This window comes from Hyphomonas sp. CACIAM 19H1, assembly GCF_003325995.1.
Lineage (GTDB): Bacteria > Pseudomonadota > Alphaproteobacteria > Caulobacterales > Hyphomonadaceae > Hyphomonas > Hyphomonas polymorpha.
The window spans coordinates 131,340-154,479 of record NZ_CP016437.1 but is presented as its reverse complement, the minus strand read 5'-3'; the positions used below and the strand labels follow the sequence as shown (position 1 = coordinate 154,479).

At 65.4% G+C, this 23,140-nt stretch carries 26 protein-coding genes; 11 read left to right on the top strand and 15 right to left on the bottom strand.

Annotated elements, in window-relative coordinates:
• Positions 1-146: 146 nt before the first annotated feature.
• Entirely contained in the window at positions 147-911 is a 765-nt protein-coding gene (pgeF, locus tag BBF93_RS00725) for a peptidoglycan editing factor PgeF (protein ID WP_114104710.1), read from the top strand.
• 93 nt (positions 912-1,004) lie between these two features.
• Complete coding sequence (locus BBF93_RS00720) at positions 1,005-1,943, top strand: ribose-phosphate pyrophosphokinase (protein WP_035599105.1); 939 nt, start codon at positions 1,005-1,007, stop codon at positions 1,941-1,943.
• Between the two features lie 35 nt (positions 1,944-1,978).
• Here BBF93_RS00720 and BBF93_RS00715 read toward each other — a convergent pair whose 3' ends face one another.
• Entirely contained in the window at positions 1,979-2,263 is a 285-nt protein-coding gene (locus BBF93_RS00715) for a hypothetical protein (protein ID WP_035599102.1), read from the bottom strand.
• Between the two features lie 88 nt (positions 2,264-2,351).
• On the bottom strand, positions 2,352-3,062 hold the full coding sequence (locus tag BBF93_RS00710) for a molecular chaperone DjiA (RefSeq protein ID WP_035599099.1): 711 nt from the start codon (positions 3,060-3,062) through the stop codon (positions 2,352-2,354).
• 234 nt (positions 3,063-3,296) lie between these two features.
• Between BBF93_RS00710 and BBF93_RS00705 the strand changes: the two genes are divergently transcribed.
• The 3 genes from BBF93_RS00705 (at position 3,297) to BBF93_RS00695 (ending at position 5,280) form a co-directional block, all read left to right on the top strand.
• Complete coding sequence (locus tag BBF93_RS00705; RefSeq protein ID WP_084324299.1) at positions 3,297-3,827, top strand: fasciclin domain-containing protein; 531 nt, start codon at positions 3,297-3,299, stop codon at positions 3,825-3,827.
• Between the two features lie 206 nt (positions 3,828-4,033).
• A complete protein-coding gene (locus BBF93_RS00700; RefSeq protein WP_035599233.1) occupies positions 4,034-4,597 on the top strand; it encodes a fasciclin domain-containing protein in 564 nt (187 codons plus the stop codon).
• Positions 4,598-4,737: 140 nt separating this feature from the next.
• The gene (locus tag BBF93_RS00695; protein WP_035599097.1) at positions 4,738-5,280 is read left to right on the top strand and encodes a fasciclin domain-containing protein; all 543 of its coding nucleotides are present in this window, start codon (positions 4,738-4,740) and stop codon (positions 5,278-5,280) included.
• 69 nt (positions 5,281-5,349) lie between these two features.
• Here the strand turns inward: BBF93_RS00695 and BBF93_RS00690 are convergent, their stop codons facing one another.
• The 7 genes from BBF93_RS00690 to petA all read right to left on the bottom strand — a co-directional run bounded on the left by BBF93_RS00690 (position 5,350) and on the right by petA (position 11,262).
• Positions 5,350-5,826, bottom strand: a complete 477-nt coding sequence (locus BBF93_RS00690; RefSeq protein WP_114104709.1) for a DUF4440 domain-containing protein — start codon at positions 5,824-5,826, stop codon at positions 5,350-5,352.
• The gene (locus BBF93_RS00685; RefSeq protein ID WP_114104708.1) at positions 5,804-6,766 is read right to left on the bottom strand and encodes a hypothetical protein; all 963 of its coding nucleotides are present in this window, start codon (positions 6,764-6,766) and stop codon (positions 5,804-5,806) included. The genes BBF93_RS00690 and BBF93_RS00685 overlap by 23 nt, the downstream gene beginning before the upstream one ends.
• A 70-nt stretch (positions 6,767-6,836) precedes the next feature.
• The gene (gene mtnP / locus BBF93_RS00680) at positions 6,837-7,715 is read right to left on the bottom strand and encodes an S-methyl-5'-thioadenosine phosphorylase (RefSeq protein WP_114104707.1); all 879 of its coding nucleotides are present in this window, start codon (positions 7,713-7,715) and stop codon (positions 6,837-6,839) included.
• A 17-nt stretch (positions 7,716-7,732) separates the two neighbouring features.
• Entirely contained in the window at positions 7,733-8,221 is a 489-nt protein-coding gene (locus BBF93_RS00675; protein ID WP_114104706.1) for a GNAT family N-acetyltransferase, read from the bottom strand.
• A gap of 16 nt (positions 8,222-8,237) precedes the next feature.
• On the bottom strand, positions 8,238-9,197 hold the full coding sequence (locus tag BBF93_RS00670; RefSeq protein ID WP_114104705.1) for a cytochrome c1: 960 nt from the start codon (positions 9,195-9,197) through the stop codon (positions 8,238-8,240).
• A 25-nt stretch (positions 9,198-9,222) separates the two neighbouring features.
• Positions 9,223-10,683 carry a cytochrome b N-terminal domain-containing protein gene (locus BBF93_RS00665; RefSeq protein ID WP_035599083.1) on the bottom strand — a complete coding sequence of 487 codons (1,461 nt, stop codon included), beginning with the start codon at positions 10,681-10,683 and terminating at the stop codon, positions 9,223-9,225.
• Between the two features lie 15 nt (positions 10,684-10,698).
• Positions 10,699-11,262, bottom strand: coding sequence for a ubiquinol-cytochrome c reductase iron-sulfur subunit (gene petA / locus BBF93_RS00660; protein ID WP_035599079.1), 564 nt, complete (start codon positions 11,260-11,262; stop codon positions 10,699-10,701).
• Positions 11,263-11,436: 174 nt separating this feature from the next.
• Between petA and hemF the strand changes: the two genes are divergently transcribed.
• Positions 11,437-12,357 carry an oxygen-dependent coproporphyrinogen oxidase gene (gene hemF, locus BBF93_RS00655; protein ID WP_233349225.1) on the top strand — a complete coding sequence of 307 codons (921 nt, stop codon included), beginning with the start codon at positions 11,437-11,439 and terminating at the stop codon, positions 12,355-12,357.
• 4 nt (positions 12,358-12,361) lie between these two features.
• On the opposite strand, the gene BBF93_RS00650 is transcribed toward hemF, so the two are convergent.
• The 6 genes from BBF93_RS00650 to BBF93_RS00625 form a co-directional block, all read right to left on the bottom strand.
• On the bottom strand, positions 12,362-12,748 hold the full coding sequence (locus BBF93_RS00650) for a type II toxin-antitoxin system death-on-curing family toxin (RefSeq protein WP_114104703.1): 387 nt from the start codon (positions 12,746-12,748) through the stop codon (positions 12,362-12,364).
• Complete coding sequence (locus BBF93_RS00645) at positions 12,745-12,969, bottom strand: AbrB/MazE/SpoVT family DNA-binding domain-containing protein (protein ID WP_035599074.1); 225 nt, start codon at positions 12,967-12,969, stop codon at positions 12,745-12,747. The genes BBF93_RS00650 and BBF93_RS00645 overlap by 4 nt, the downstream gene beginning before the upstream one ends.
• Positions 12,970-13,078: 109 nt before the next feature.
• Positions 13,079-14,284, bottom strand: a complete 1,206-nt coding sequence (locus BBF93_RS00640) for a CCA tRNA nucleotidyltransferase (protein ID WP_035599071.1) — start codon at positions 14,282-14,284, stop codon at positions 13,079-13,081.
• Positions 14,271-14,624: a DUF6111 family protein gene (locus BBF93_RS00635; RefSeq protein ID WP_035599069.1), complete on the bottom strand. Its 354-nt coding sequence runs from the start codon at positions 14,622-14,624 to the stop codon at positions 14,271-14,273. Before BBF93_RS00635 ends, BBF93_RS00640 begins: the two co-directional genes overlap by 14 nt.
• 77 nt (positions 14,625-14,701) lie before the next feature.
• Positions 14,702-15,325, bottom strand: a complete 624-nt coding sequence (locus BBF93_RS00630) for a CoA pyrophosphatase (RefSeq protein ID WP_035599066.1) — start codon at positions 15,323-15,325, stop codon at positions 14,702-14,704.
• Positions 15,326-15,332: 7 nt separating this feature from the next.
• The gene (locus BBF93_RS00625) at positions 15,333-15,920 is read right to left on the bottom strand and encodes a DUF1285 domain-containing protein (protein ID WP_114106961.1); all 588 of its coding nucleotides are present in this window, start codon (positions 15,918-15,920) and stop codon (positions 15,333-15,335) included.
• 75 nt (positions 15,921-15,995) lie between these two features.
• Between BBF93_RS00625 and BBF93_RS00620 the strand changes: the two genes are divergently transcribed.
• From BBF93_RS00620 to BBF93_RS00600, 5 genes are read left to right on the top strand one after another with little or no spacing between them, the layout of a single operon-like run.
• The gene (locus BBF93_RS00620; protein WP_035599063.1) at positions 15,996-16,991 is read left to right on the top strand and encodes a MoxR family ATPase; all 996 of its coding nucleotides are present in this window, start codon (positions 15,996-15,998) and stop codon (positions 16,989-16,991) included.
• Complete coding sequence (locus BBF93_RS00615) at positions 16,988-17,377, top strand: hypothetical protein (RefSeq protein WP_114104702.1); 390 nt, start codon at positions 16,988-16,990, stop codon at positions 17,375-17,377. The genes BBF93_RS00620 and BBF93_RS00615 overlap by 4 nt, the downstream gene beginning before the upstream one ends.
• Positions 17,374-18,240, top strand: a complete 867-nt coding sequence (locus BBF93_RS00610; RefSeq protein ID WP_114104701.1) for a DUF58 domain-containing protein — start codon at positions 17,374-17,376, stop codon at positions 18,238-18,240. Before BBF93_RS00615 ends, BBF93_RS00610 begins: the two co-directional genes overlap by 4 nt.
• On the top strand, positions 18,237-21,104 hold the full coding sequence (locus tag BBF93_RS00605) for a DUF4159 domain-containing protein (protein ID WP_114104700.1): 2,868 nt from the start codon (positions 18,237-18,239) through the stop codon (positions 21,102-21,104). The genes BBF93_RS00610 and BBF93_RS00605 overlap by 4 nt, the downstream gene beginning before the upstream one ends.
• A complete protein-coding gene (locus BBF93_RS00600) occupies positions 21,101-23,140 on the top strand; it encodes a hypothetical protein (RefSeq protein WP_114104699.1) in 2,040 nt (679 codons plus the stop codon). Before BBF93_RS00605 ends, BBF93_RS00600 begins: the two co-directional genes overlap by 4 nt.

Below are 23,140 nucleotides of genomic sequence, written 5' to 3'. Positions count from 1 at the left end.
GGAAAACGGGCGCTGTCTGGTGGATTTGGGCGCCCCCTAGCAGACATGCGGCGTTTTGCATATGGCAGAGCGGCAGGTTTTGACGCAGCCCCTGCAGCGGGGAGCGGGTCTTGACGGAGCCGCCGGGGACCGGCAGCACGGGAGGCATGAGCCCGCCGCTGACCCCTGCCCCCCTGCTCTCCTGTATTTCCGGGCTAAGTCATGGTTTCTTCGGGCGGCGCGGCGGGGTTTCCGGCGGGATTTATGACAGCCTGAACTCCGGCGAGGGATCGGGCGATGATCCGCGCAATATTGCGGAAAACCGGGCGCGGATTGGCGCGGCAATCGGGGCGAAATGGCTGCTCTCCTGCTATCAGGTGCATTCCCCGGACGTGGTGCGGGTAACCGCGCCCTGGGACGAGCGGCCGAAAGCCGATGCGATGGTGACGGACCGTCCGGGGCTGGGCCTCTGCATCCTGTCGGCAGACTGCACCCCAGTCCTTTTTGCGGACCCAGATGCGGGCATTATCGGCGCGGCCCATGCCGGCTGGAAGGGCGCGATTGGCGGCGTGCTGGCGCGGACGCTGGACGAGATGGAGGCCTTGGGCGCGCGGCGGGAGCGTATTCGCGCCGCCATCGGGCCGACCATCCAGCAGGCGAGCTATGAGGTGGGCCCGGAATTCCGCGATCAGTTTCTGAGCCAGGACAGCGCCAGCGAAGACCTGTTCATTCCCGGCAAGGGCGACCGGTTTCACTTTGACCTGCCGGGCTTCTGCCAGCGCCAGCTCACCTCTGCCGGGGCGGGCGAGGTGTTCAACCTTGGCCATGATACCTGCGCGATGGAGGAGATGTATTTCTCCAACCGGAGGCGAAATCTGCGCGGGGAGCCCGACTATGGACGCAATGCGTCGGCGATTGTGTTGCTTCCATAGACCGCAGAGATTCCAGAATCCTGTGGCTTGCGACTCGGGCCGCCCTGTTACAAAAGCGTCGCGAACCCCGCCCGGTCACGAGAGAGCCCTCCCATGAAGCTGATTTCCTGCAACGCCAACCGGCCCCTCTCCGAAGCCATCGCCGATTATCTGGACATGCGGCTGACCCGGTCAGAGGTCAAAACCTTCGCGGACCAGGAAATCTTCGTCCGGATTGATGAGAATGTGCGCGGCGAGGATGTGTTCGTCATCCAGTCCACCTCTTTCCCGGCCAACGACAATCTGATGCAGCTGCTGATCACGATGGACGCGCTGCGCCGCGCCTCGGCCCGCCGCATCACCGCCGTGATCCCCTATTTCGGCTATGCCCGGCAGGACCGCAAAACCGATGGCCGCACGCCGATTTCGGCCAAGCTGGTGGCCAATCTGATCTCTACCGCAGGCGCTGACCGCGTGCTGACGGTGGACCTGCATGCCGGGCAGATCCAGGGCTTCTTCGATATCCCGACCGACAACCTGTTTGGCGGCCCGGTGATGGTGGACGACATCAAGGAACGCTACGGCAAGGAAAAGATCATTGTCGTCTCGCCTGACGTCGGCGGCGTGGTGCGGGCGCGCTCGCTGGCCAAGCGCCTGGACGACGCAGACCTCGCCATCGTCGACAAGCGCCGGCCGGAAGCGGGCAAATCCGAGGTGATGAACATCATCGGCGATGTGAAGGGCTGCCGCTGCATCATGCTGGACGATATGTGCGATAGCGGGGGCACGCTGGCCAACGCCGCCGCCGCGTTGAAAGAGCATGGGGCAAGCTCTGTTTCCGCCTATGTGACGCATGGGGTGCTGTCAGGCTCAGCCGTCAGCCGGATCGAGAATTCGGTTCTGGACGAGCTGGTGATGACCGACACGATCCAGCCTTCGGAAGAAGCGCTGAAATCAAAGAACATCCGCGTTCTGCCGATCTCGCCGCTGCTGGGCGAAGCGATCCGCCGGATTGCGAACGAGGAAAGCGTATCGAAACTGTTCGACCGCTGAGGGGACGGCCCCTCCCTGCTCCGGAATTTTGAAGTTTACTCGACCGTCCAGCCGCGCGGCGTGCGGCGGGCTTCCAGGGTGATGGCGCCTTCCGGCATCGCGGACGCCTGCGAGGGGCCGGCGCGGCGCGCGGCGGTGAGACGCATGGCGATGGCCGCCGCGGCCAGCGTGATACCGGCAATCGCCGTGACCAGGGCCACAAGGCCCGCCACCAGTACCAGCATCAGCCCGGCCAGCACCTGAACGGCGAGGGCAACGCCCATCCGCAAGGCGGTGAGCAGGCTGGCGACGGGATCGGAGGGGGCGCGTGTATGTACCATGTGTGTCACTTTCGCATCGCAAGATGGCGCGATGATGGCGGAGCGTCAACGCTGGTGAGGCATTCTGCGCGCGAACAAGGCAGCCGGGCTAATCCTGACGTACCAGCAGGCCGCGTTCAGCCCGGATCTTGGCATAGGCCGCCGTGATGGCCGCCGCCTTGGCATGGACGCTGTTTTCGAACTCGCGCGGGGCGCCCTTCTGGATGATCAGATCGGGATGGTGGTCTGCCATCAGGCGGCGATAGGCGGAGCGGATGACGGGAAATTCCGCGTCATGGGGCACGCCGAGCACATGATAGGGATCGTCCCGGTCTGGCCCCAGATGGCTGGCGCGGATGCGGCGGAAGGTGGCTTCGTTGAAGCCGAAGGCATCCGACACGGTGCGCAGATAGGTCAGCTCCGGCTGGGTAATCACGCCGTCTGCGCCTGCGATCTGGAACAGGCCATCGAGCACGCCTTCCAGGAGGCAGGGCCGGTCACTGTACCGCCGGCCAATGCGCCGGGCATAGGATTCGTAGCCCTTCACCGTCTGCCGGGCGAGATTGAATACCCGGCGGACATTCTCCGCCTCTTCCGGCGGGGCGCGGAAGACGCGGGCGAACACCATGATTTCCTGATCGGTGACATGGCCATCGGCCATCGCCATCTTGGCGCCGAGACCGACAACCGCCGCCGTGAAGCCGACATCATTGGCATCAGGCGCGCAACGTTCTCCATTCGGTTCCGGCGGGGGGGCCGGGTCCGGTCCGTGGTCAAACAGGCGTCTGCCGCTCTCGAGAAGTGTCGTCCATAAACTCATGATCAACCCTGAGTATAGCAGGGGTTCGACTGCCTTGGACAGAGACGGTTTCTGACAAGCACGTGAAGTAATCTCAGCCATACCCCGTATACGGGCGGGGGCGGTGATGGTTGCGGGGCGAGGAGATCATTAAAGTTCGGTCATCAAGTGAGCTATTTCGTATACGGCTCCGTATGCGAAACCAGCTGGAGAAAACTTCAGCGCGATTTTTCCAACTGACAGGACCGACGCCCCATGAAGATGTTTGTATCCGCAGCTGCTGCTGCGCTTCTGATCGCCCTTCCCGCCGCCGCGCATAACCATGGCGACAAGCCCGCCGCCGAAAAGGCGGACAAAGCCGAGTATGCCAAGGCGACCGCCGACATTGTGGACACAGCCGCCGCTGCCGGTTCGTTCACCACGCTGCTGGCCGCTGCCGAAGCGGCCGGCCTGGTGGACGCGCTGAAGGGAGATGGCCCGCTGACCGTGTTTGCGCCGACCGATGAAGCCTTCGAGAAGCTGCCCGAAGGCACGGTGGCGTCCCTGCTGCTGCCGGAGAACCAGGACCAGCTGGCCGGCATTCTCAAGCTGCACGTGATTGCCGGCAAGGTGAAATCGAAAGATCTCGCCGGCCAGCAGATCGAAGCAGAAACGCTGAACGGCACCGTCTCGATTGACGGGACCGACGGCGTGACCGTGAACGGCGCGAAAGTGATTTCCGCCGACATCAAAGCCTCCAACGGCATCATCCATGTCATCGACACGGTGCTGCTGCCGGCAGGCTGATCCTACCCCTCCCCTCCTCAGACACCCCGAACCTTGCCTGGGCAGCCTCCTCGCTGCCCAGGCTTTTTCGTGCGATTGGGGTATGCCCGGGACAAAAATTAACCATTTTGAAAGAATCCGCGCTTGCTCCGGGAACGAATCTTTCCGCGCGCCGTTTGATCTTCATCGAACAGAGAATCCACGCCGAGCTTGCCGGAGGATCGAAGATGAAGACGTTTGCCTTTGCTGCCCTCGCAGCCCTGATGATGAGCCCGGCAGCCTTTGCCGATGCCGACAAGGCCGCGCCCGCGAGCGCCAGCCTGCAATTGGGCGCCGCCCGCGCCGTAGCCGCTGTGCCCGCAGCCAAAGGCGAGCGCGCGGTGGAGAAAGCCTCCAAGACCGGACGGTTCAACACGCTGATGGCCGCCATCGATGCCGCCGGTGTGCGCGATGATCTGGGGCAGATGGGCACTTACACTTTCTTTGCGCCAACCGACGCCGCCTTTGAAAAACTTCCCCCCGGCGCCATGGAGCGCCTGATGCGCCCGGAAAACCGGGATCAGCTGATCAGCCTGCTGCGCATGCATGTGGTGGCCGGCGAAGAACTGACGGCAGAGCGGATGCGCGGCGCTCAGATGACTGCCGAAACCCTGAACGGCCCGGTTGCCATTGACGGAACCGATCCGTCCACGGCCGTCTGGGTCAATGCCGTGACGGTGAGCGGACCCGACATCCGCGGACCGGACGGCGTTTTCGTGGGCATCGACACGCTGCTGTTGCCGACCGGCTGAACTGATAATTCCCGCCCGAGACAGCGCGGGGATTAAAGCTTGGTCATTTGGAGGAACTTGGCCGGGCCTCAATCGTCATTACTGCAGCGAGTGAGGCAACAAAGCCTGTTTTCAGCCAAATCCCGGAAAGGCGCGATCTCATGAAAAGCATCCTTCCCCTTGGCGCGGCCCTACTGCTTTGGGCGTCGCCCGTGATGGCCGCGCCGCAGACTGCAGGCGACGAACCCGCCCAGCAAAGCGCCGCGCAGGATAATCAGCCCACGAATGACCTGATTGAAGTGGCCAGCCATACCGGCGCCTTCAATACGCTTGTGGAAGCGGCGGTGGCAGCCGGGATTGAGGATGATCTGCGGGCAGAGGGGCCGTATACGGTCTTTGCGCCGACCGATGCAGCCTTTGCAAAATTACCAGCCGGCACGGTTGACCGGTTGATGCAGCCGGAAAACCGGGGCGAGCTTATCAGCCTCATCCGGATGCATGTGATCGCCGGGGCGCGGCTGACGACGGCAGACCTGGCCGGGCAGCAACTGACCGCAGAGACCCTTAACGGCCCGCTGGCGATTGACGCTTCGGATGCGATCACCGGTGTGCGTGTCAATGATGCGTCGGTGACGCTGACCGATATTGAAGCTTCGAATGGCGTGATCCATGCCATCGATACCGTTCTCCTGCCGGCCAACTAGGCCGAAAGGAGAGTACCCCGTGTGTGGGCCCCGTCTGGACTTCAAATCCAGGCGGGGCTTGGCGAGGGATTACTCAGCGGCGGTTGTGGTGTCCGAAACGATGCGCCACTCGCCGCCGGTCTTGCGCAGGACAAGCGTGTAGAGGCCCCAGGGCTGCTCACCCTGCCAGTCGAGCTGCCATTTGCCATGGGCGATGGCGGCATCGGCCGAGAGGATTTCGATTTCATGATCGGTGGTGGTCAGCGTGCCCATCTCGGCGCCGGTGCCATAGCGCGCCTTGTAGCGGGCAAGCGTCTCGTCCCAGCCGCGCGTGATATTGCCACCCGAGGCAAAGCGCAGATCCGGCGAGCGCAGATAGCCGGCCATGAAGCCCTCGATGTCGCCCTGGTTCCAGGCGCTATCCTGCGCTTCGAGCAGGCTGAGGATGGCGGCTTCGTCAGCGGCGCGCGCGGCCGGGCTGACCCCCGAGGTGGCGCAGGCGGCCAGCAGCAGGAAAGCGGCGCCCGGCAGCGCAGCGGTGAGCCTAGTTGGTACGCTGAGGATCATGGTCTTGCCCGGGGATGTCCTGTTCCTCCAGGGAGGTCTCGTCTTCATAGGTGTAGCCGGTGTCCTGGGGGGCGGCCTGCTGATAGGTGACCTCTTCAGCGGCAACCTGATCCTCTGGGCCCGGATCGTAGGCGGCGGCAGGCGCAAGCTCTGCGGCGTCATCTTCTACCGGCGCGTCCTCTTCCTTCTTGCGGCCAAAGCCGAAGAGGCCGCCCTTGCCTTCGGGCTTTTCCTTCTCTGCCTTTTCCGCCCGGCGGCGGCCAAGGGGCCCGCGCTCATCGGCGTGACGGTCATACTGCATGGAATAGTATTCCCAGGCTGTATGTGTCAGCGGGCGGGGCGTCAGTTCCAGGCCGTAAAGGCGCAGGCGCTCGACCACCTCATCGCGCAGGTGCATGCCGGGGAAAGCATCGGCGCGGAAATTCTTGGTCTTCATCCAGTCGCGCACCGACCAGCTGCGCACCCGGCCAATTTCGGCGGGCAGCGCGCCCTTGTGGACTTCCCAGATATAGAGCGCGGCGATGCCGTTGATGGCCGCGTCCATAGCATCGTCCAGCTCGGTTTCCGGCGCCCTGCCCTGAGCGAGGATGGCGCGCAGGCCGAGCTTGCGGGCCTCCATCTCCTGATAGGTGGAGCCGAGAACGGCAATGCCGTTGCGGTTGGTGTTGATCAGGGACCGGTTGACCCCATCCAGCTGCGGGCTGCGGATCGGCAGCAGCACATCCGGGCCAACGCCGGGATGATGGGCGACCTGGGACAGCTCGCTGATCATCCGGTGGAGATTGATGCGCAGCTCATGCGCGACGCCTGCCAGCGCCGAGGCGCGGCCCGCGCTGGCTTCTTCCCGCATCCGCCAGAGGTTCCAGGCGACCAGGATCAGCAAAGCGATGGCCAGCGAGAGGCCACCGGTCAGAAAGGTATAAAATTGTGCTTCGCTCATTCTGAGTCCCCCTGCGACCAGCCCGAAACGGGGCAGCGCGCGCCGGGCTGACGCCAAGCGTTACCAACTTCTAAACGCCGAGCGCGCGGCCTGCAATCGCCTGCAGCTTATCAATCATGACAGGATCGCGTAGCTGCGGCGCCGTGATGAGGGCAGAATCCAGACAGGATTCAATGCCCTGCGGAGAGGGTGTACGCGGCGTACCGCTCAGCCGGGCGGCAAGCAGGAGGATGGCGCGGCGGGCAAGAGCCGTATTCTGCGCCATGATTTGGAGCACATGGGTGACGCTGACGGCCTCGGTATCGGCGCGCCAGCAGTCATAATCGGTCACCATGGCGAGGGTGGCGTAAGGCAGCTCTGCCTCCCGCGCGAGCTTGGCCTCTGGCATGGCCGTCATGCCGATCACATCGCAGCCCCATTGCCGGTAGAGATGGCTTTCGGCGCGGGAGGAGAATTGCGGGCCTTCCATGGCGAGATACGTGCCGCCGCGATGGACGGTGCCGCCGGCCGCTTCCATGGCGCCGGCCGCCAGGGCCGACAGGCGGGCGCAGACCGGCTCTGCCATCGAGACATGCGCAACAAGGCCCGCGCCAAAGAAGCTGGACGCGCGCGAGACCGTGCGGTCGATGAACTGATCCACGGCAACCGTGTGGCCGGGGGCATAAGCCTCCTGCAGGGAGCCGCAGGCGGAAATCGAGAGGATGTCGGTCACCCCGGCCATCTTCAGCGCGGCGATATTGGCGCGGTAGGGCACCTCGCCGGGGGAAAGCCGGTGGCCGCGGCCATGGCGCGGCAGGAAGACAAGCTCCACCCCGCCGATCCGGCCGGAAACCAGCCTGTCGGATGGGGCGCCCCAGGGCGTCTCGACCTCTGTTTCGTGCCGGTCTTCCAGCCCATCGAGCGCATAGAGGCCGGAGCCGCCGATGATCCCGAGTTTCCAGCCGCTCATGGCGCGCTCCCCTGCCCTCAGAACCACTTGCGCATGCCGATGGGCGGGGGCGAGCGGGGGTTGGGCGTTGTCAGTTCAACATCTCCGGCAAGGACGTAGCCAAGACCGGCATAGAAGTCGATCAGGCGGGGCTGGTCGGTGCGGATGGCAAGCTGGGCGCCGGCGAGGGCCTGTTCCCGGCCCATCTCTTCGAGCGCTTCAAGGATGCGCGCGCCAAAGCCGCGCCCGGTAAATTCCGGCAGGACGCCGATGCGCTTGATTTCCATCCAGCGGCCCTGCCCACCGGGGCCGGGCACGCCGACCCAGCGGCCAGACCCGATGGGCCCCGCCCCCGCCTCGAGGATCACGGCCCCGCCCTTGGCGATCTGCGCGGCAACGGTTTCGGGTGTTTCGCTGAAGACTGTGGATTCGGCCGAGACCCGGCCTGTCCAGATGCGGCGCGTCAACGCCTCAACGAGAAAGCCATCCGAAGGGGTGGCCCCGCGGATGGCTATCAGTGGATTCATGCTGGACGGGGTGAGACTAGTGCTCAACCTTCCGCCAGATTTGCTTGTAGGAGAACCACAGCAGCGTGCCGAGGATCAGCAGGAAGACCATGGTGCCAAGGCCGGTCCGCTTGCGGGCTTCCAGCTTGGGCTCAGCGGCCCAGGCCAGGAACTGCGACACGTCATAAGCCATCTGGCTGACAGTTGCTTCGGTGCCGTCGGTATATTCCACGCGGCCCGGCGTCAGCTGCGGGGCCATGGCGAGGAAGCCGCCCGGCGGGGCGTGGCGCGGGTCGCCCTCATAGTTCGGCTTGGTGTCGCCGGCCATGTAGGGGTTGTAGTACTGGCCAGCCGGCTGGACGAGATAGGCCGTGTGCTCAGGGCGGTAGTGGCCGAGTTTCTCGAACTTCGAAACGTCGAGCACCTTCTGATACAGCGTTTCGCCATTCTCCTGGACTTCACGGTCCTCGAAGAGGGCCGGGTCCGGATAGCCGGTCATCAGGTTGTAGACATAATCGGCGCCATAATGGCGGGCCTTGACCATCACCGACAGATCCGGCGGCAGAGCGCCGCCATTGGCCGCGCGGGCAGCCGCATCGTTCGGGAAGGGCGAGCGGAAACGGTCTGCCGGCATGGCCGGACGGAAATCAAATTCGCCAGCCTCGTTGGGCTCGGCATTCATGACTTCGTTCTCAGCCGCCAGCGCCTTCACGAACGGGTTGTCGTTCGGGTTGGGATAGGCCGGATCATAGAACGGGCCGCCCGGCTCACCGAGGTTACGGTAGCTCAGCAGTTTCATGCCGTGGCAGCTGGAGCAGACCTGTTTGTAGACCTGATAGCCGCGCTGGACGGACGCCTTGTCATACTGACCCGTGACGCCTTCGAACGGCCAGCCCCCTTCGGGACCGTGCGGGTGCTTGGCACCGCCAGCGGCATGGGCGAGGCCCGCAAAGGCCAGGCCGGCAAGACCAGCAGCGAGGATGCGGAAGGTTTTCATGTTCTTTCTTTCCCCAGCTTGCATCTTACTCAGCCGGCACTGCGTTGCCCGTATCCTTGGGCTTACGCTTGAGCACGGATTTATGGATCGATTCCGGCAGAGCCTTCGGCTTCTCGGTCAGGCCGATGAAGAACAGGGCCACGAAATAGCCGAAGTACAGGAATGTCAGGATCAGCGACAGGTGACGGAAGGCGAAGGTCGGCGCCGGGACAGCCGCAAGGCTGGGATTGGCGCCGGCCGGCAGGCTGGCCATGAAGGCCTTTGCCTGCTCGAAGGCTTCTTCGCCGCCTTTATAGCTGGCCGTGGCGGGCGCGCCTTCGACCGTGTAGCTGACCACGAGGCTCGGATCGCCTTGCAGCGCCGGGATCACCGCGTCATCCGGATTGGCCGCGCCGCACCAGCCGAGCAGGAAACAGACCACGACAAAGCCGAAGAAGAACTGACGGGCCACCGGACGGTAGCGCATCGATTTGACTTTCGACGTGTCGAGCCAGGGCAGCACGAAGAGGACGGCAATGGCGGCGAACATGAAGATCACGCCGAGCAGTTTCGCATCGATCGGGCCAAGGTCGAAGGTGATGGCGCGCAGGATCGCGTAGAAGGGCAAGAGATACCATTCAGGCACGATGTGGGCCGGGGTCACCAGGGCGTTGGCTTCGATGTAGTTGTCGGCATGGCCCAGAACGTTGGGCGCATAGAAGACGAAGACAGCGAACATGATCAGGAAGATCACGATGCCGAAGGCGTCCTTCACCGTATAGTACGGGTGGAAGGGCACGGTGTCTTTCTCGACTTCCTTCACTTCAACGCCGGTCGGATTGGTGTTGCCCGGAACGTGCAGCGCCCAGATGTGCAGGACGACGGCGCCGGCAATCATGAAGGGCAGAAGGTAGTGCAGCGAGAAGAAACGCTGGAGCGTCTGGTTGCCGATCGAGGGACCGCCCATCAGCCAGGTCTGGATGCTTTCGCCGACCAGCGGGATGGCACCGAAGAGGCCGGTGATCACGTTCGAGCCGTGATAGGACATCTGGCCCCAGGGCAGCATGTAGCCGAGGAAGGCGGTGGCCATCATGAGAAGGTAGATCACGCAGCCGATGATCCAGAGCACTTCGCGCGGGGCCTTGTAGGACCCGTAGTAAAGGCCGCGGAACATGTGGATGTAGACCGCGAGGAAGAACATTGAGGCGCCGTTGGCATGGATGTACCGCAGCAGCCAGCCATAGGGCACGTCGCGCATGATGCGCTCGACCGAAGCGAAGGCGCCATCGACGCTGGCTTCATAGTGCATGGCCAGGATGACGCCGGTGATGATCTGGATGGCAAGGCAGACGGCCAGGACGCCACCAAAGATATACCAGTAGTTCAGGTTCTTCGGCGTCGGGAAATTGATCATCGTGTCATTCGCGAAGCGAATGATCGGAAGACGGGTGTCGAGCCAGCGCTCAAAGGCTGAGTTCGGCTTGTAGGTAGACTCATGTCCGCTCATCTAAAGGTATCCTTCTCAGAGGGAGATGTTGACGACCGAGTCGGAGACCCAGCGATAGTTGGGAACGGGAAGGTTCGACGGCGCGGGACCTTTGCGGATGCGGCCTGACGTATCGTAGTGCGAGCCGTGGCAGGGGCAGTACCAGCCGCCATAGTCGCCCGTATTGCCCTGAGAGGGACCGACAGGCACGCAGCCAAGGTGGGTGCAAGAGCCGGAGGTGACGAGGATCGCCTTGTTCAGCGAGCCATCGGCCTTCGGGCGAAGACGGGCATCATCGGTTTCCGGATCAGGCAGGATCGAGATGTTGACCGATTCGGCAGCCGAGATTTCAGCCGGCGTGCGGTGGCGCACGAAGAACGGCTTGCCGCCGATCAGGATGCGGATCTCGCCGCCCAGCGGAACCTTGGAAACGTCGACGTCGAGCGCCGAAGCCGCGCGCGTATCGGCGGCCGGGTTCCACTGGTCCACCAGCGTCCAGGCGAACATGGCGGCGCCGCCGAGAGCTACTGAACCGGTGGCGATGTGAATAAAGTTGCGGCGGTCTTCATCGACCGCCTCGGCGTGGGTCTCTGTCGTCACGTTTCTATCCGTCCCTGGTGCGTGGCGTTAGCCGCTGTCTTTACTAAAGCTGCGCGGGCCGCACATTGCGGCAAGTAGGCGCGGGGCGCGGCAGAAACTGCGCGTCCTGCCCCCAGTTGGGAGAGGGCGTTACCGCCGTTCCGCCCCTGTGACAACTGGGGACTTGCGAGGCAAATGCCCACAGCGCAACAGTCGGGCATGATCAGTGCCACCCAGACTGCCGAGTTTACGGCGCGCAAGGCGCAGGCAAGCGCCTGGTTCCGCGCGCTCCAGGAAGACATCATAGCCCGGTTCGAGGCGATCGAGGACGCCGCCCTGCCCCCGCTCTATCACGGGGACGCGGGGCGATTCGTGCTGAAGGAGTGGCGCCGGGGCGATGGCAGCGCGGATCTGGGTGGGGGCCGGATGGGCCTGATGCGCGGGAAAGTGTTCGAGAAGGTGGGCGTGCATTTCTCCGAAGTTCACGGCACGTTTTCCGAGGCCTTTGCCGCGCAGATCCCGGGGGCGGACAAGTCTGGGGGGCAATTCTGGGCGAGCGGGATTTCGCTGATTGCCCACCCGCTGAACCCGCGCGTGCCGGCTGCGCACATGAACACGCGGATGCTGGTGACCAGCGAGGCCTGGTTTGGCGGGGGCGGCGACCTCACCCCCCTGCTGGCCTATCAGCGCGACCAGAGCTTTGAAGATACGGTGGATTTTCACGCCGCCATGAAGGCTGCCTGTGATACCCATCCCGGCGCCGATTACGCGCACATGAAAGAGTATTGCGAGACCTACTTCCACCTGCCCCATCGCAGCGAGCCGCGCGGCACAGGCGGCATTTTCTATGACCGGTTCAATACTGGCGACTGGGACAAGGATTTCGCCTTTACCCAGGAAGTGGGCCGGCAATTTGCCCATATATATCCGGCCCTTGTGCGCCGGCGGATGAACGAGGCCTGGAGCGAGGCCGAGCGGGACGCTCAGCTGATCCAGCGCGGGCGGTATGTGGAGTACAACCTGCTCTATGACCGGGGCACGACCTTTGGCCTGAAGACCGGCGGGAATATCGAGAGCATTCTCTCGTCCATGCCGCCCATCGTGAAATGGCCTTGAAAGATCAGACCTTTTCGCAGGACCGGCGGAGCCAGGCGGCGTAAGCTTCCTCGGAGATTTCGCTGGCGGCGAGCTGTAGTGTGTAAGCCAGGCGCTCGGCCATGGGCGCAGCCATCTTCCAGCCATTGGCCTCCAGGAAGAGCAGCGCGGCGAGAAAGCCGATGCGTTTGTTGCCATCGAGGAAGGGATGGTTCTTGATCAGCCCGCCTGCATAGAGCGAGGCCAGCGTGAAAAGGTCCGTCTCGCCATAGGACCAGGCGTTCAGGGGGCGGGAAACGGCGCTTTCCAGCAAGCCGGGATCGCGCGTGCCGGGAAGTCCGCCATGCAGGTCAATCTGCCGGTCATGCAGGCGGATCAACAGGTCGAGAGGGAGCCAGAGGGGCTCGCTCATTTCGCCAGCGCCCGCAGAACCTCACGGTTTTCATCCATGATGCGCTCGGCCATCTGCATCAGCTTGTCCACCTCTTCATCGGAGATGGAGAGCTTCACGCCCGTTTCGGTGGGCACGACATCCAGCGTGTCGCCCTCTTTTACCTTCAGCTGGTCGAGCACCTCCTTGGGCAACACGACGCCGAGGGAGTTGCCGATCTTGCGGATTTTCAGCTTGGTCATGGGGACCTCCTGATGGAATAACATGCGTTATAACATGGGGCGGGAATTCTGGGAACCAAGGGCGGCCAGCGCGGGTTCATCCGGCGGACAAAGCCGGACACGCCCTGCCTCACTTCAGGCGTGAGAGCAGGTCTTCGCGGGAGAGCCGGAAGCCGGACGCAATCCAGGCCTCTTCCAGGGCGTGGAGCCGCTTGCCGATGTCGGGGCCCTTGAGGCCGGCGGTCAGGGCGTCCTCGCCCCCGACCGGAAAGACCGGGCGCATCCAGCTGGACTTGTCCGTCAGGATCGGGGCGAGCTTGTCCTCTCCCCCGCTGGCCGCTTCGATCAGGGCGCGGTCGAGCACCGCCTGGGGGGTAAACCGGTAGAAGGCTTCCCGCCGGGCGCTTTGGCCGAGGCCGAGCATGTGGCCGAGCGCCGGATCGGCCCAGGCCTGCAGCCGGGCGGCCTCCTGATTGGAGAGGCGCAGGGCGGTGGCTGCCTCCGACATGTTGCGCGGGCGGCGGGGCAGCATCGCCATCAGGCGCTGCATGGGATCTGCGGCCAAGCCATGGGCGGCCTCGACTTCCACCAGCCCGGGCACAAAAGCCGCTGTCGCGCCCGGCAGGACGATGGCCAGGACGCCGGCCTCTTCCATCGCCATCAGGGCCGTGGATGGATCGGGCGCTGAAAGCGTGCGCTTCAGCTCCTTCCAGATCCGCTCGGCAGCGATTTTCTTCAGCCCCTCCCGCTGGCGGGCGCAGGCCGCCTGCCCGGCCCCATCAATTCCGGCGCCATACCAGGCATTGAAGCGGTAGAAGCGCAGGATGCGCAGATAGTCCTCGATCAGGCGCTGATCAGCCTCACCGATGAAGATGACACGGCCGGCAAGGGCGTCTTCGATCGAGCCGGGCACGACTTCGTAAAGCGTCCCCTCCGGCCCGGCATAGATGGCGTTCATGCGGAAATCGCGGCGGGCGGCGTCTTCGGCCCAGTCTTCCGTGAAGGCGACGACAGCGCGGCGGCCATCGGTTTCGACATCCCGGCGCAGGGTGGTGATCTCCACCGGCACGCCCTTGAAGAAGGCCGTGACGGTGCCGTGCTCTATCCCTGTCGGGATGACGCGGATGCCAGCCGCTTCCAGCGCGGCGACGGTTTCGGGCGGGGTGAGCTGGGTGGCGACATCGACATCATCGGCGGGCAGGCCGCGCAGGGTGTTGCGGACGCAGCCGCCGACATAGCGCGATCCATCCTTGCGGGCTGCTTCCAATGCCGCCATCACGGCCCGGCTTGAGGGCGCCTCCAGCCAGCTTGCCGCAATTTGCTCAGTTCGGGTCATCTGCGGGCGGGGTCTCGGCAGGCGCCGCAGGGGGCGCGAGACGCCCGCGCTGCAGGCCAACATCTTCGGGATGGCGCTCGCACGGATAGGTGCGCTGCGGGATCAGCTGGCCGTTTTCATAGCGCGCGGGCTCCACACACATGTCGCGCTCACGCGGCTCCAGCGCGATCAGCACGAACCAGGCGATGGTGGCCAGCCCCAGGCCAATGGCGAACAGCATCTGTATGGGCCATTTGCGTTTGCCGGCTTCCTCGGCCGAGCGGGTCGCGAGCGAGTAGATGCCGAACACGAGGAAGGGCAGTGAGAATATAAAGACTTCAAACAGCAGGCGTCCGGCCATGTCGGTACTTTCCCCGCAACTCTTACAAGGTCTACATAAGGCGCTGAAAGGGTTTGAGAAACCCTGAAGCGCCAAGATCAGTCGCTTTCGTAGAGCGTCTGGTAGAGGCGGCGGATGATGCCGGCGGTGACGCCCCAGATGCGATAGCCGTTATAGGGCATCTCGTAATATTCCCGGTGGGCGCCCTTATAGAAGGCGGTGCCGGTCAGGTAGTTCTTGGGGTTCATCAGCAGTTCGAGCGGGGTCTCGAAGATGGCGGCGACTTCGCCCGGCTCCGGCACCGGCTGGAAATCAGCCGGCAGCAGGCCGACGACCGGGGTGATGCGGTAGCGCGTGCCGGTGATGTAGGGCGAGGCCTTGCCCAGAACGTCCACATCGTTCGGGTGGGCGCCGACTTCCTCATGCGCTTCGCGCAGGGCGGCGGCGACCTCATCCAGGTCAATCGGGTCCACCTTGCCGCCGGGCAGCGCGACCTGGCCGGCATGGTCGGCCATCGTGGTGGGGCGTAGGGTGAGGAGCGCCGTGGGGCCTTCCCGGCGCGGGATGACGCCGAAGAGGACCGCCGCCGGGCGGATGATGGCGACTTCTTCGGGCGTGAGGAAATCCATGTCGCCCATTTCGGTAAGCCGCCCCTGCCCTGCGGGCGGGTCGAGCTTGGCGGTGACGCGCTCTACAAAGTCATCAAGGGTGCGAAAGGACATCGGGGGCCTATGCCGCAGGTCCGAGCGGAAAGAAAACCCCTTTGCTCCAGACGCCCAGCAGATTCTCGTCCTCCAGCGAGGGTTCGGCGAGGTCCACCAGTTCATAGAAGACCGGGCGGGCGAGCTTGGCCTCGAGGCGGCCGCGCACGAGAACGTAAGGCGCAGGCTCGCCGGTTTCGGGGTCTGTCTCGACGCGGATAGGGCGGTCTGGCCCGGCAATGGTTACGTCGCCCACCGTGGTGACAAAGCCGATTTCCTGATCCCGGCCCGGCGCGCCCAGCAGATCCAGCCGGCCGGCAATGAAAGGTGCGTCTTCGACATGCACGATCACTTTTTCATGAGGGGTGACCAGGAAAGTCTGCCCATCGGCGTCCTTGCGCAGGATGCGGGCGAAGAGTTTGACCAGGCTGGCGCGCTTGATCTCGCCGCCTTCATGCCACCAGCTGCCATCGGCGCGGATTTCCATGCCAATGTCTTTGACCCCGGCAGGATTCCATTTCTCCACAGGGGGTAACTCAGCACCAAACTTGCCTTCCGGCAGGATGGCCTTAAGCGTTTCCTCAACGCTCAGAATTGTGCCGGGACTGGATGTCACATCTTTCTCCGCCAAAATGACGCCTTAGACATAGGGCTGATAGCCAGAGACGTGAAGCCGGAGGCGCCTGAACACATGGCCGATACCACAAACACCGAAACTGCCGTGGCAGATGCAGAGGCTGCCGCCGAAGCCCTTGCCCGCGTGAAAGCCGAGATCGGCAAGGCCGTGTTTGGCCAGGAGAAGGTGGTGGAGCTGTCGCTCGCCGCCGTGCTGGCCGGGGGGCATGCGCTGCTGATCGGCGCGCCGGGCCTGGCCAAGACACGGCTGGTAGAGGCGATGGGCACGGCGCTGGGCCTTGCCAATCAGCGCATCCAGTTCACGCCCGACCTGATGCCGTCCGATATTCTCGGCTCTGAAGTGCTGGACGAAAGCCCGAGCGGGGAGCGCAGCTTCCGCTTCATCAAGGGGCCGGTGTTCACCCAGCTTCTGATGGCCGACGAGATCAACCGCGCCTCGCCCCGCACCCAGTCTGCCCTTCTGCAGGCGATGCAGGAGAAGCATGTGACGGTGGCCGGCGCCCGGCATGACCTGCCCGCGCCCTTCCATGTGCTGGCCACACAAAACCCGATCGAGCAGGAGGGCACCTATCCCCTGCCCGAAGCCCAGCTTGACCGGTTTCTGCTGAAAGTGGACGTGGCCTATCCCGACCTCGACACCGAGCGGCGCATTCTGATCGAGACGACGCGCGGCGCAGAGGCGCCGGTGAAAGCCGCGCTGAACGCCGCCGAGCTTCTGAAAATCCAGGCGCTGGTGCGCCAGATGCCGGTGGGCGAGAAGCTGGTGGCGACGATCCTGAACCTCATCCGCGAGGCACGGCCCGAGCAGACCACGGATGCGCGCGTGAAGCGGCTGGTGGATTGGGGGCCATCGCCGCGGGCGGGCCAGGCGCTGATGCTGGCGGCGCGCGCGCGCGCGCTGCTGCGCGGACGTCTTGCCCCGTCGATGGAGGATATTGAAGCCCTCGCCGACCCCTGCCTCGGCCACCGGATGGCGATGCGCTATGACCCCACGGGCGACGCGCCGAAGCTCAGCGAGCTGATCAATGATCTGGTGAGGAAGGCTGCATGAACTTTCGCATACTGGCGGGGGCCGGAACCGGATTGCTCGCGTCTGCCTGCGCAGGCGGGCCGCAGGCCGGGCTGGACGCGGCAGTGATCGCCTGCGGCGATACGCTGGCGCAGAACGCTGCCTATGTGCGCCAGCATGTGGAAGCGCGCGAGGAAAAGCTGAAGGTCATCCGCTTTGCCTCCGAAGAAGCGATGGACGCCTATAATGAGGTGACCGACACTTTCACCGTTCTGGGCATCGACCTGGTGGCCATGCGCAATGTGATCGAGACGGAACGCGGCCTGCCGGATGACACGGCGACCTACACATTCGATCACACTACGGATGAAGAAGCGACCGCGCGGATCGAGGCGGCCAAGGCGTGCGCGGGTCCGCTTCTGGAATGAGCCTGCCTTCTGACCTGCGCGCCGAAGCGGAAAGCCTGGCACGGCAGTTGCCCGGCTTGAACTTCAAGGCAGAAGCCTCCGAAGCCGCGCATATCGGCTCGGCCGGGCGGCGGCGTGCGGGGACGGGCGAGAATTTCTGGCAATATCGCCGCTTCACCCAGGAAGACGCGCCGGGGCGCATTCACTGGCGCCGATCGGCCAAGGGCACGGAGCTGTTCGTGCGCGAGAGCGAGCTGGAAACAGCGCGCACGGTCTTGTTCTGGGTCGATGATGCGGCGGGGTTTCGCTGGAAGGGCGCGGGCGACCTGCGCACGAAGGCCGAAGAAGCCACCCTCCTGATGCTGACGATGGCCATCCTGATGTCGAAAGATGGCGAGCGCATTGGCGCGCTGGGCTCTGGCCGAAGCCCCAGCTTTGGCAAGCGCGCGGTGGACCGGCTGCTGGACGACCTCTCGCGCGGCACCAAGGGGCAATTCCCGCCCCCGCCGAAGGCAAGCGCAACGATGGTGGTGGCGTCTGACTTTTATGATCCGCCAGCGGAATGGCAGGCGCGGCTCGGCCCCCTTGCGGGAAGGTGTCCCGAAGGCGTGCTGCTGGCCGTGTCGGCGCCGGTGGAGATTGCGTTTCCCTTCGAGGGGCGCACGAAGCTTTCCCGCCCCGGCACGGGCGATGAGCGCATCCTTGGCCGGGCCGAGACGATGCGCGAGGAATACATGCGCCGCTTCACCGAGCAGCGCGAGGCGCTTGCCACGCTTGCCGCGCGCATGGGCTGGGGACTGGTGACGCATGTGACCGGCAGCCCGGCGCTGTCTGGCGCCTCCCGCCTCAAGGCCGAGATCGAACGCTTCGGAGTGGCGCGGTGACGGCAATCGGGCCTTTTCTGCTGGGGGCGCCGCTGGCGCTGTTTGCGCTGCTGGCGCTGCCACTCATTTGGTGGGTGCTGCGGGCGACCCCGCCTGCGCCGAAGGAGGCCGAGCTTCCCTCGCTGCGCCTGCTGGAAGGGGCAGAGCCTGAGGAAGAGACGCCCGCGCGCACGCCCTGGTGGGTGTGGCTGATCCGTACACTGGCGGTCATCGCGGCGATCCTTGGCCTCTCCCAGCCCGTCTGGGCGCCGGGCGCGCGCACGACCGAGGCAGGCGGCGGGCCGCTGTTGATCGTGATCGACAATGGCTGGGCCTCTGCCCCGCGCTGGGGCGAGCTGACCAATGCGGCGAGCGCCACGCTGGACGCGGGCGACCGCGACGGGGCGGTGCACCTGTTGCTGACAGCGCCGCGCCAGCTCAACGCCGACCCCGCCGAGCGGCTTTCCCGCGCAGACATGGCCCGGCGCCTTTCCAGCCTTGATCCCCAGCCCTGGGCGACCGACCGCGGCGATGCCCTGGCCCGGCTGGACGCGTCAAACCTCACACCGGCGCGGATATTCTATGCCAGTGACGGGCTGGAAACCGAAGGGGGCGCCGCCTTTGCTGCGGCCCTGGCGGCACGCGCGCCGCTGACCGTGTTTGCCGCACCGCCCGAGGGCCCTGCCGTGATCACCGGACTTTCGGCGCAGACCGATGCGGTGACCGTGCGCCTGGCCCGGGCCGATGCGCGGGGTAGCGCGCGGGCCTTTGTTTCAGCGCTGACGCAGGACGGCTCGGCGCTCGCTTCTGCCGAAGCGGTGTTTGCCGAGGGCGCGCGCGAGGCCGAAGCGCAATTTTCCATTCCCGCCGCAGCCCTCGCCCGGATTGCGCGGTTCAATGTGACCGGGCGGGCGGGCGCGGGCACGGTGTGGCTCTGGGATTCGGCGAAGCGGACGCGCCGCGTCGGCATCGTCGACACGGGCACGGCGGCCCAGCCGCTGCTCTCGGACATGCACTATATCCGCAAGGCGCTGGAGCCCTTCGCCTCAATCTCCACCGGAGACATCGAGACGCTGGTGGCCGCCGCGCCCGACGCGATCATTCTTTCCGATGTCGGACAGATACCGAGAGCCGATACCGAGCGGCTGACAGAATGGGTGGAGAATGGCGGGGCACTGATCCGCTTTGCCGGGCCGCGCCTGGCCGCGCAGGGGGACGACCTTCTCCCCGTGACGCTGCGCCGGTCTTCCCGCGCCATTGGGGGCGCGCTGGCCTGGGAAGAGCCGCAGGGGCTGGCCCCCTTCCCCGATACTTCGCCCTTTGCGGGCCTGCCCGTGCCCGGCGATGTGCGCGTGCGCCAGCAGGTGCTGGCGCGGCCCGAGCCTGATCTGGCGCGCAAGACCTGGGCACGGCTCACCGATGGTTCGCCCCTCGTCAGCGCGGACAGCCGGGGCGACGGGACGCTGATCCTCTTCCACATCACCGCTGGGCCGGACTGGGGCGACCTTGCCTATTCCGGCGTGTTCGAACAGATGCTGCGCCGGGCGATTGCAGCGGGCCGGGGCGAAGCGGTGGAAGATGGCGACGGCACCTATATGCCCCAGCTTTCCCTCGACGGATTTGGCCGCCTGACACGGGCGAGCCCCAATGCCGCGCCGGTCAGGGCTTCCGAATTTGCCACGATGAAGCCTTCCGAAATCCACCCGCCGGGGCTTTATCAGGGGCCATCGGGATCGCGCGCGCTGAACATTGGCGCAGGCGCCGCGCCGCACCTGATGACGCAGTGGCCGGCTTCGGCCCGCCTTCTGGGCGACGCAGAGGCCCGCTCCCTGCGCCTGGCCGGGCCGATGCTGGCGATTGCCGCAGGCCTTCTGGCGCTGGACCTTTTCATTGCCTTGTTCGTAGCCGGACGGCTGCGCGGGCTGACACGCCGGGGCAAGGCGGCGGCCAAGAAAACAGGGGGGGCGGTGGGCGCGCTGATCCTGGCCTTTGCCTTCCTGCCGCAGGAGCCGGCCCACGCCCAGGGCGGCTATGAGCTGTTGCCCGATGGCAGCTATCGCGCGATCCCCTCGCCCTCCACCCGCGTGGTGCCCCTGCCGGCGGGCAAGGCGAGCGAGAAGGAAATCGAAGCGGCCCTGGTAATGCGGTTTGGCTATGTCGAGACCGGCGACCGGACCCTCAATGAGCGCACGCGCGCGGGCCTGCGCGGGCTGTCCAATATCCTCAACATGCGCACGTCAGTGGAGCCGGCAGAGCCCCATGCGCTGAACCTGGAAACCGACGCGCTTGAGCTTTATCCGCTGATCTTCTTTGTGGTGCCGGAGAATGCCGCGCCGCTGACAGACCGGGCGGTGGCGCGGCTCAACGCCTATCTGCGCGCGGGCGGCGCGCTGGTGATCGACACGCGCGTGGGCGGGGACCCGGCAGCGCAGACGGATGTGTCCCGGCTGGAAACCCTGCTGGCAGGCCTCGACGCGCCGCAGTTGCAGACCGTGCCGGACAATCATGTGCTGTCGCGCAGCTTTTATCTGATCAAGGATTATCCTGGCCGGTTTGCCGGGCGGCGCCTCTGGATCGAGAAGACGAGCGAGCCCGGCGCCACGCGCGGGGACGGCGTCTCGCGACTGTTCATCGGCGACGCGGACTGGGTGTCCGCCTGGGCTGTGGATGAGAATGGCCGCGACCTCTATTCCGTTGACGGAGGACCGCAGCAGCGCGAGACCGCGCGGCGGTTTGGCGTCAACCTCGTGATGTATGTGCTGACGGGCAGCTATAAGGACGACCAGGTGCATATTCCGGCTCTGCTGGAACGCTTGGGCGAACAGAATGAAACCCCCGAGCCTCTGCTGCCGGGCGGCAATCTGCTGGATGGGGGGCCGCGATGACTGAAGCGGTGCGCCTCAGCCTTGAGCCTTTCCTGGGCTGGCCCCTGATCTGGGCGCTGGTGACGCTGACGGTTGGCGCGTGGACGGCGTATTTCTTCCTGCGGGGCCGGGCCTGGCTGACACGGGCGGTGGGCCTTCTGGTGGTATCTGCCGCGCTGCTGAACCCCACTCTGGTGCATGAGGAGCGCGAGCCCCTGCCCTCAGTGGCGGCGCTGATCCTCGACAAATCCGAGAGCATGCAATTTGGCGAGCGGGACCGGGCGGCGGCAGCCGCTTATGAAGCGCTGAAGGCAAAGCTCGCCGAAGATACGAGCCTGGAAGTGCGCACGCTGGAGACAAGCCCCGGCGATGACGGCACCTATCTCTATGGCGCGCTGGAAGGTCTGATGGCGGATGTTCCGCGCGACCGGATTGCCGGGGCGATCATGGTGACCGACGGCCAGGTGCATGATCTGCCTGATCCGGCGCGCGTGGAGGCGATCATCGGGCCGCTGCACGGCGTGATCGCGGGCGATGAAGACCTTGGCGACCGGCGGATCGAGATCGTCAATGCGCCGAATTTCGGCATCGTGGGCGAGACAGCCACCCTCATGGTGCGCGCCGAAGACCCGCGCGGCGGAACGATGGACCTTGCCGTTTCGCTGAATGGCGGGGCGCCCGAGCGCGTGCGCGTGGAGGCGGGCAAGGAGACGCCCGTGCCGATCGAGATCGAGCGGCGGGGCGAGAACATCGTAGTGATCGAGGCGCCGCCGGGGCCGGAGGAACTGACGCTGGCCAACAACCGCGCGGCCACTTCCATTGCCGGCGTGCGCGACCGGCTGCGCGTTCTGCTGGTGACGGGCAAACCCAACCAGGCGGGGCGCGTGTGGCGCGACCTGCTCAAATCCGATCCGTCCGTAGACCTTGTACATTTCACCATTCTGCGCCCGCCCTTCAAGGTGGACTATGCGCGGCCCGATGAGCTGGCCCTCATCGAGTTTCCCACGGAGGAACTGTTCGAGCAGAAGCTGACCGAGTTCGACCTGATCATCTTCGACCAGTATGAGCGCCAGGGCGTGATCACGCAGGCCTATCTCAACAATATGTCTCGCTACGTGGCGGATGGCGGGGCATTGCTGATCGTGGCGGGCGAGCAGTTTGCCGGGCCCGCCAGCCTCGCGCGCTCGCCGCTCGCCTCGGTTCTGCCTGCTTCCCCCACCGGCGTGATCCGCACCGGCGAGTTCGTGCCGCAGCTGACCGGTCCTGGCAAACGCCATGCCGTCACCGCGCCACTGGACGGGCAGCAATGGGGCGGCTGGATGCGCTATATCGAGGCCAACGCCGTAGGCGGCGATGTGCTGATGAGCGGGCCGGACGGGCGCCCGCTGCTGATCGTTGACCGCGTGTCCAAGGGGCGCGTGGGGATGCTGATGTCGGATCAGGTCTGGCTGTGGGCGAGCGGGCATGATGGCGGCGGGCCATTTGCCGAGCTGATCCGCCGGGTGGTGCACTGGATGATGAAGGAGCCGGAGCTGGAAGAACGCCGGCTGGCCCTGACCATCGAGGCAGGCGAGGCAAAGATCGAGTTGCGCACACTGCTGGACGCGGCCCCGCCGCTGGAGGTGCAGACGCCGGAGGGCGAGGTGCTGACCCCGCGCTGGGCCCCGGCCGGTCCCGGCGTCTTTACGGCAGAGGCGCCGGTCGAGGAGCTGGGCATCTACCGCGCGCGCTCGGGCGGGCTGGAGGCGATTGCGCTCAGCGGGCCGGAAAACCCGAAGGAATATGCCAATCTGGAATCGACCACGGCGCTGATCGCCCCGGTGGCGGCAGCGACCGGCGGGGGCGTGTTCCGGCTGAATGATACGGGCACGAACATTCCGGATGTTCGCCGCGTTGGGCCGCGCGGCAACGCCGCCGGGAATAACTGGCTGGGGCTGCGTGAGCGGGGCGCCTATGCGGTGCGGTCCTCCACCAGCCAGGGGCTGGTGCCCGGCATTCTGGCGGCAGGCCTTCTGGTGATCTTCCTGCTGCTGGCCTGGCGGCGCGAAGGGCGCTGA

Coding starts and splice junctions, on each gene's coding strand:
- BBF93_RS00615 (WP_114104702.1), top strand. CDS start 16,988: ATGAACTTTCGCATACTGGCGGGGGCCGGAACCGGATTGCTCGCGTCT.
- BBF93_RS00645 (WP_035599074.1), bottom strand. CDS start 12,969: ATGACCAAGCTGAAAATCCGCAAGATCGGCAACTCCCTCGGCGTCGTG.
- mtnP (WP_114104707.1), bottom strand. CDS start 7,715: ATGAGCGGCTGGAAACTCGGGATCATCGGCGGCTCCGGCCTCTATGCG.
- BBF93_RS00635 (WP_035599069.1), bottom strand. CDS start 14,624: ATGGCCGGACGCCTGCTGTTTGAAGTCTTTATATTCTCACTGCCCTTC.
- BBF93_RS00695 (WP_035599097.1), top strand. CDS start 4,738: ATGAAAAGCATCCTTCCCCTTGGCGCGGCCCTACTGCTTTGGGCGTCG.
- BBF93_RS00705 (WP_084324299.1), top strand. CDS start 3,297: ATGAAGATGTTTGTATCCGCAGCTGCTGCTGCGCTTCTGATCGCCCTT.
- BBF93_RS00610 (WP_114104701.1), top strand. CDS start 17,374: ATGAGCCTGCCTTCTGACCTGCGCGCCGAAGCGGAAAGCCTGGCACGG.
- BBF93_RS00600 (WP_114104699.1), top strand. CDS start 21,101: ATGACTGAAGCGGTGCGCCTCAGCCTTGAGCCTTTCCTGGGCTGGCCC.
- BBF93_RS00675 (WP_114104706.1), bottom strand. CDS start 8,221: ATGAATCCACTGATAGCCATCCGCGGGGCCACCCCTTCGGATGGCTTT.
- BBF93_RS00670 (WP_114104705.1), bottom strand. CDS start 9,197: ATGAAAACCTTCCGCATCCTCGCTGCTGGTCTTGCCGGCCTGGCCTTT.
- BBF93_RS00700 (WP_035599233.1), top strand. CDS start 4,034: ATGAAGACGTTTGCCTTTGCTGCCCTCGCAGCCCTGATGATGAGCCCG.
- pgeF (WP_114104710.1), top strand. CDS start 147: ATGAGCCCGCCGCTGACCCCTGCCCCCCTGCTCTCCTGTATTTCCGGG.
- BBF93_RS00720 (WP_035599105.1), top strand. CDS start 1,005: ATGAAGCTGATTTCCTGCAACGCCAACCGGCCCCTCTCCGAAGCCATC.
- hemF (WP_233349225.1), top strand. CDS start 11,437: ATGCCCACAGCGCAACAGTCGGGCATGATCAGTGCCACCCAGACTGCC.
- BBF93_RS00715 (WP_035599102.1), bottom strand. CDS start 2,263: ATGGTACATACACGCGCCCCCTCCGATCCCGTCGCCAGCCTGCTCACC.
- BBF93_RS00650 (WP_114104703.1), bottom strand. CDS start 12,748: ATGAGCGAGCCCCTCTGGCTCCCTCTCGACCTGTTGATCCGCCTGCAT.
- BBF93_RS00690 (WP_114104709.1), bottom strand. CDS start 5,826: ATGATCCTCAGCGTACCAACTAGGCTCACCGCTGCGCTGCCGGGCGCC.
- BBF93_RS00665 (WP_035599083.1), bottom strand. CDS start 10,683: ATGAGCGGACATGAGTCTACCTACAAGCCGAACTCAGCCTTTGAGCGC.
- BBF93_RS00685 (WP_114104708.1), bottom strand. CDS start 6,766: ATGAGCGAAGCACAATTTTATACCTTTCTGACCGGTGGCCTCTCGCTG.
- BBF93_RS00630 (WP_035599066.1), bottom strand. CDS start 15,325: ATGTCCTTTCGCACCCTTGATGACTTTGTAGAGCGCGTCACCGCCAAG.
- BBF93_RS00620 (WP_035599063.1), top strand. CDS start 15,996: ATGGCCGATACCACAAACACCGAAACTGCCGTGGCAGATGCAGAGGCT.
- BBF93_RS00710 (WP_035599099.1), bottom strand. CDS start 3,062: ATGAGTTTATGGACGACACTTCTCGAGAGCGGCAGACGCCTGTTTGAC.
- BBF93_RS00640 (WP_035599071.1), bottom strand. CDS start 14,284: ATGACCCGAACTGAGCAAATTGCGGCAAGCTGGCTGGAGGCGCCCTCA.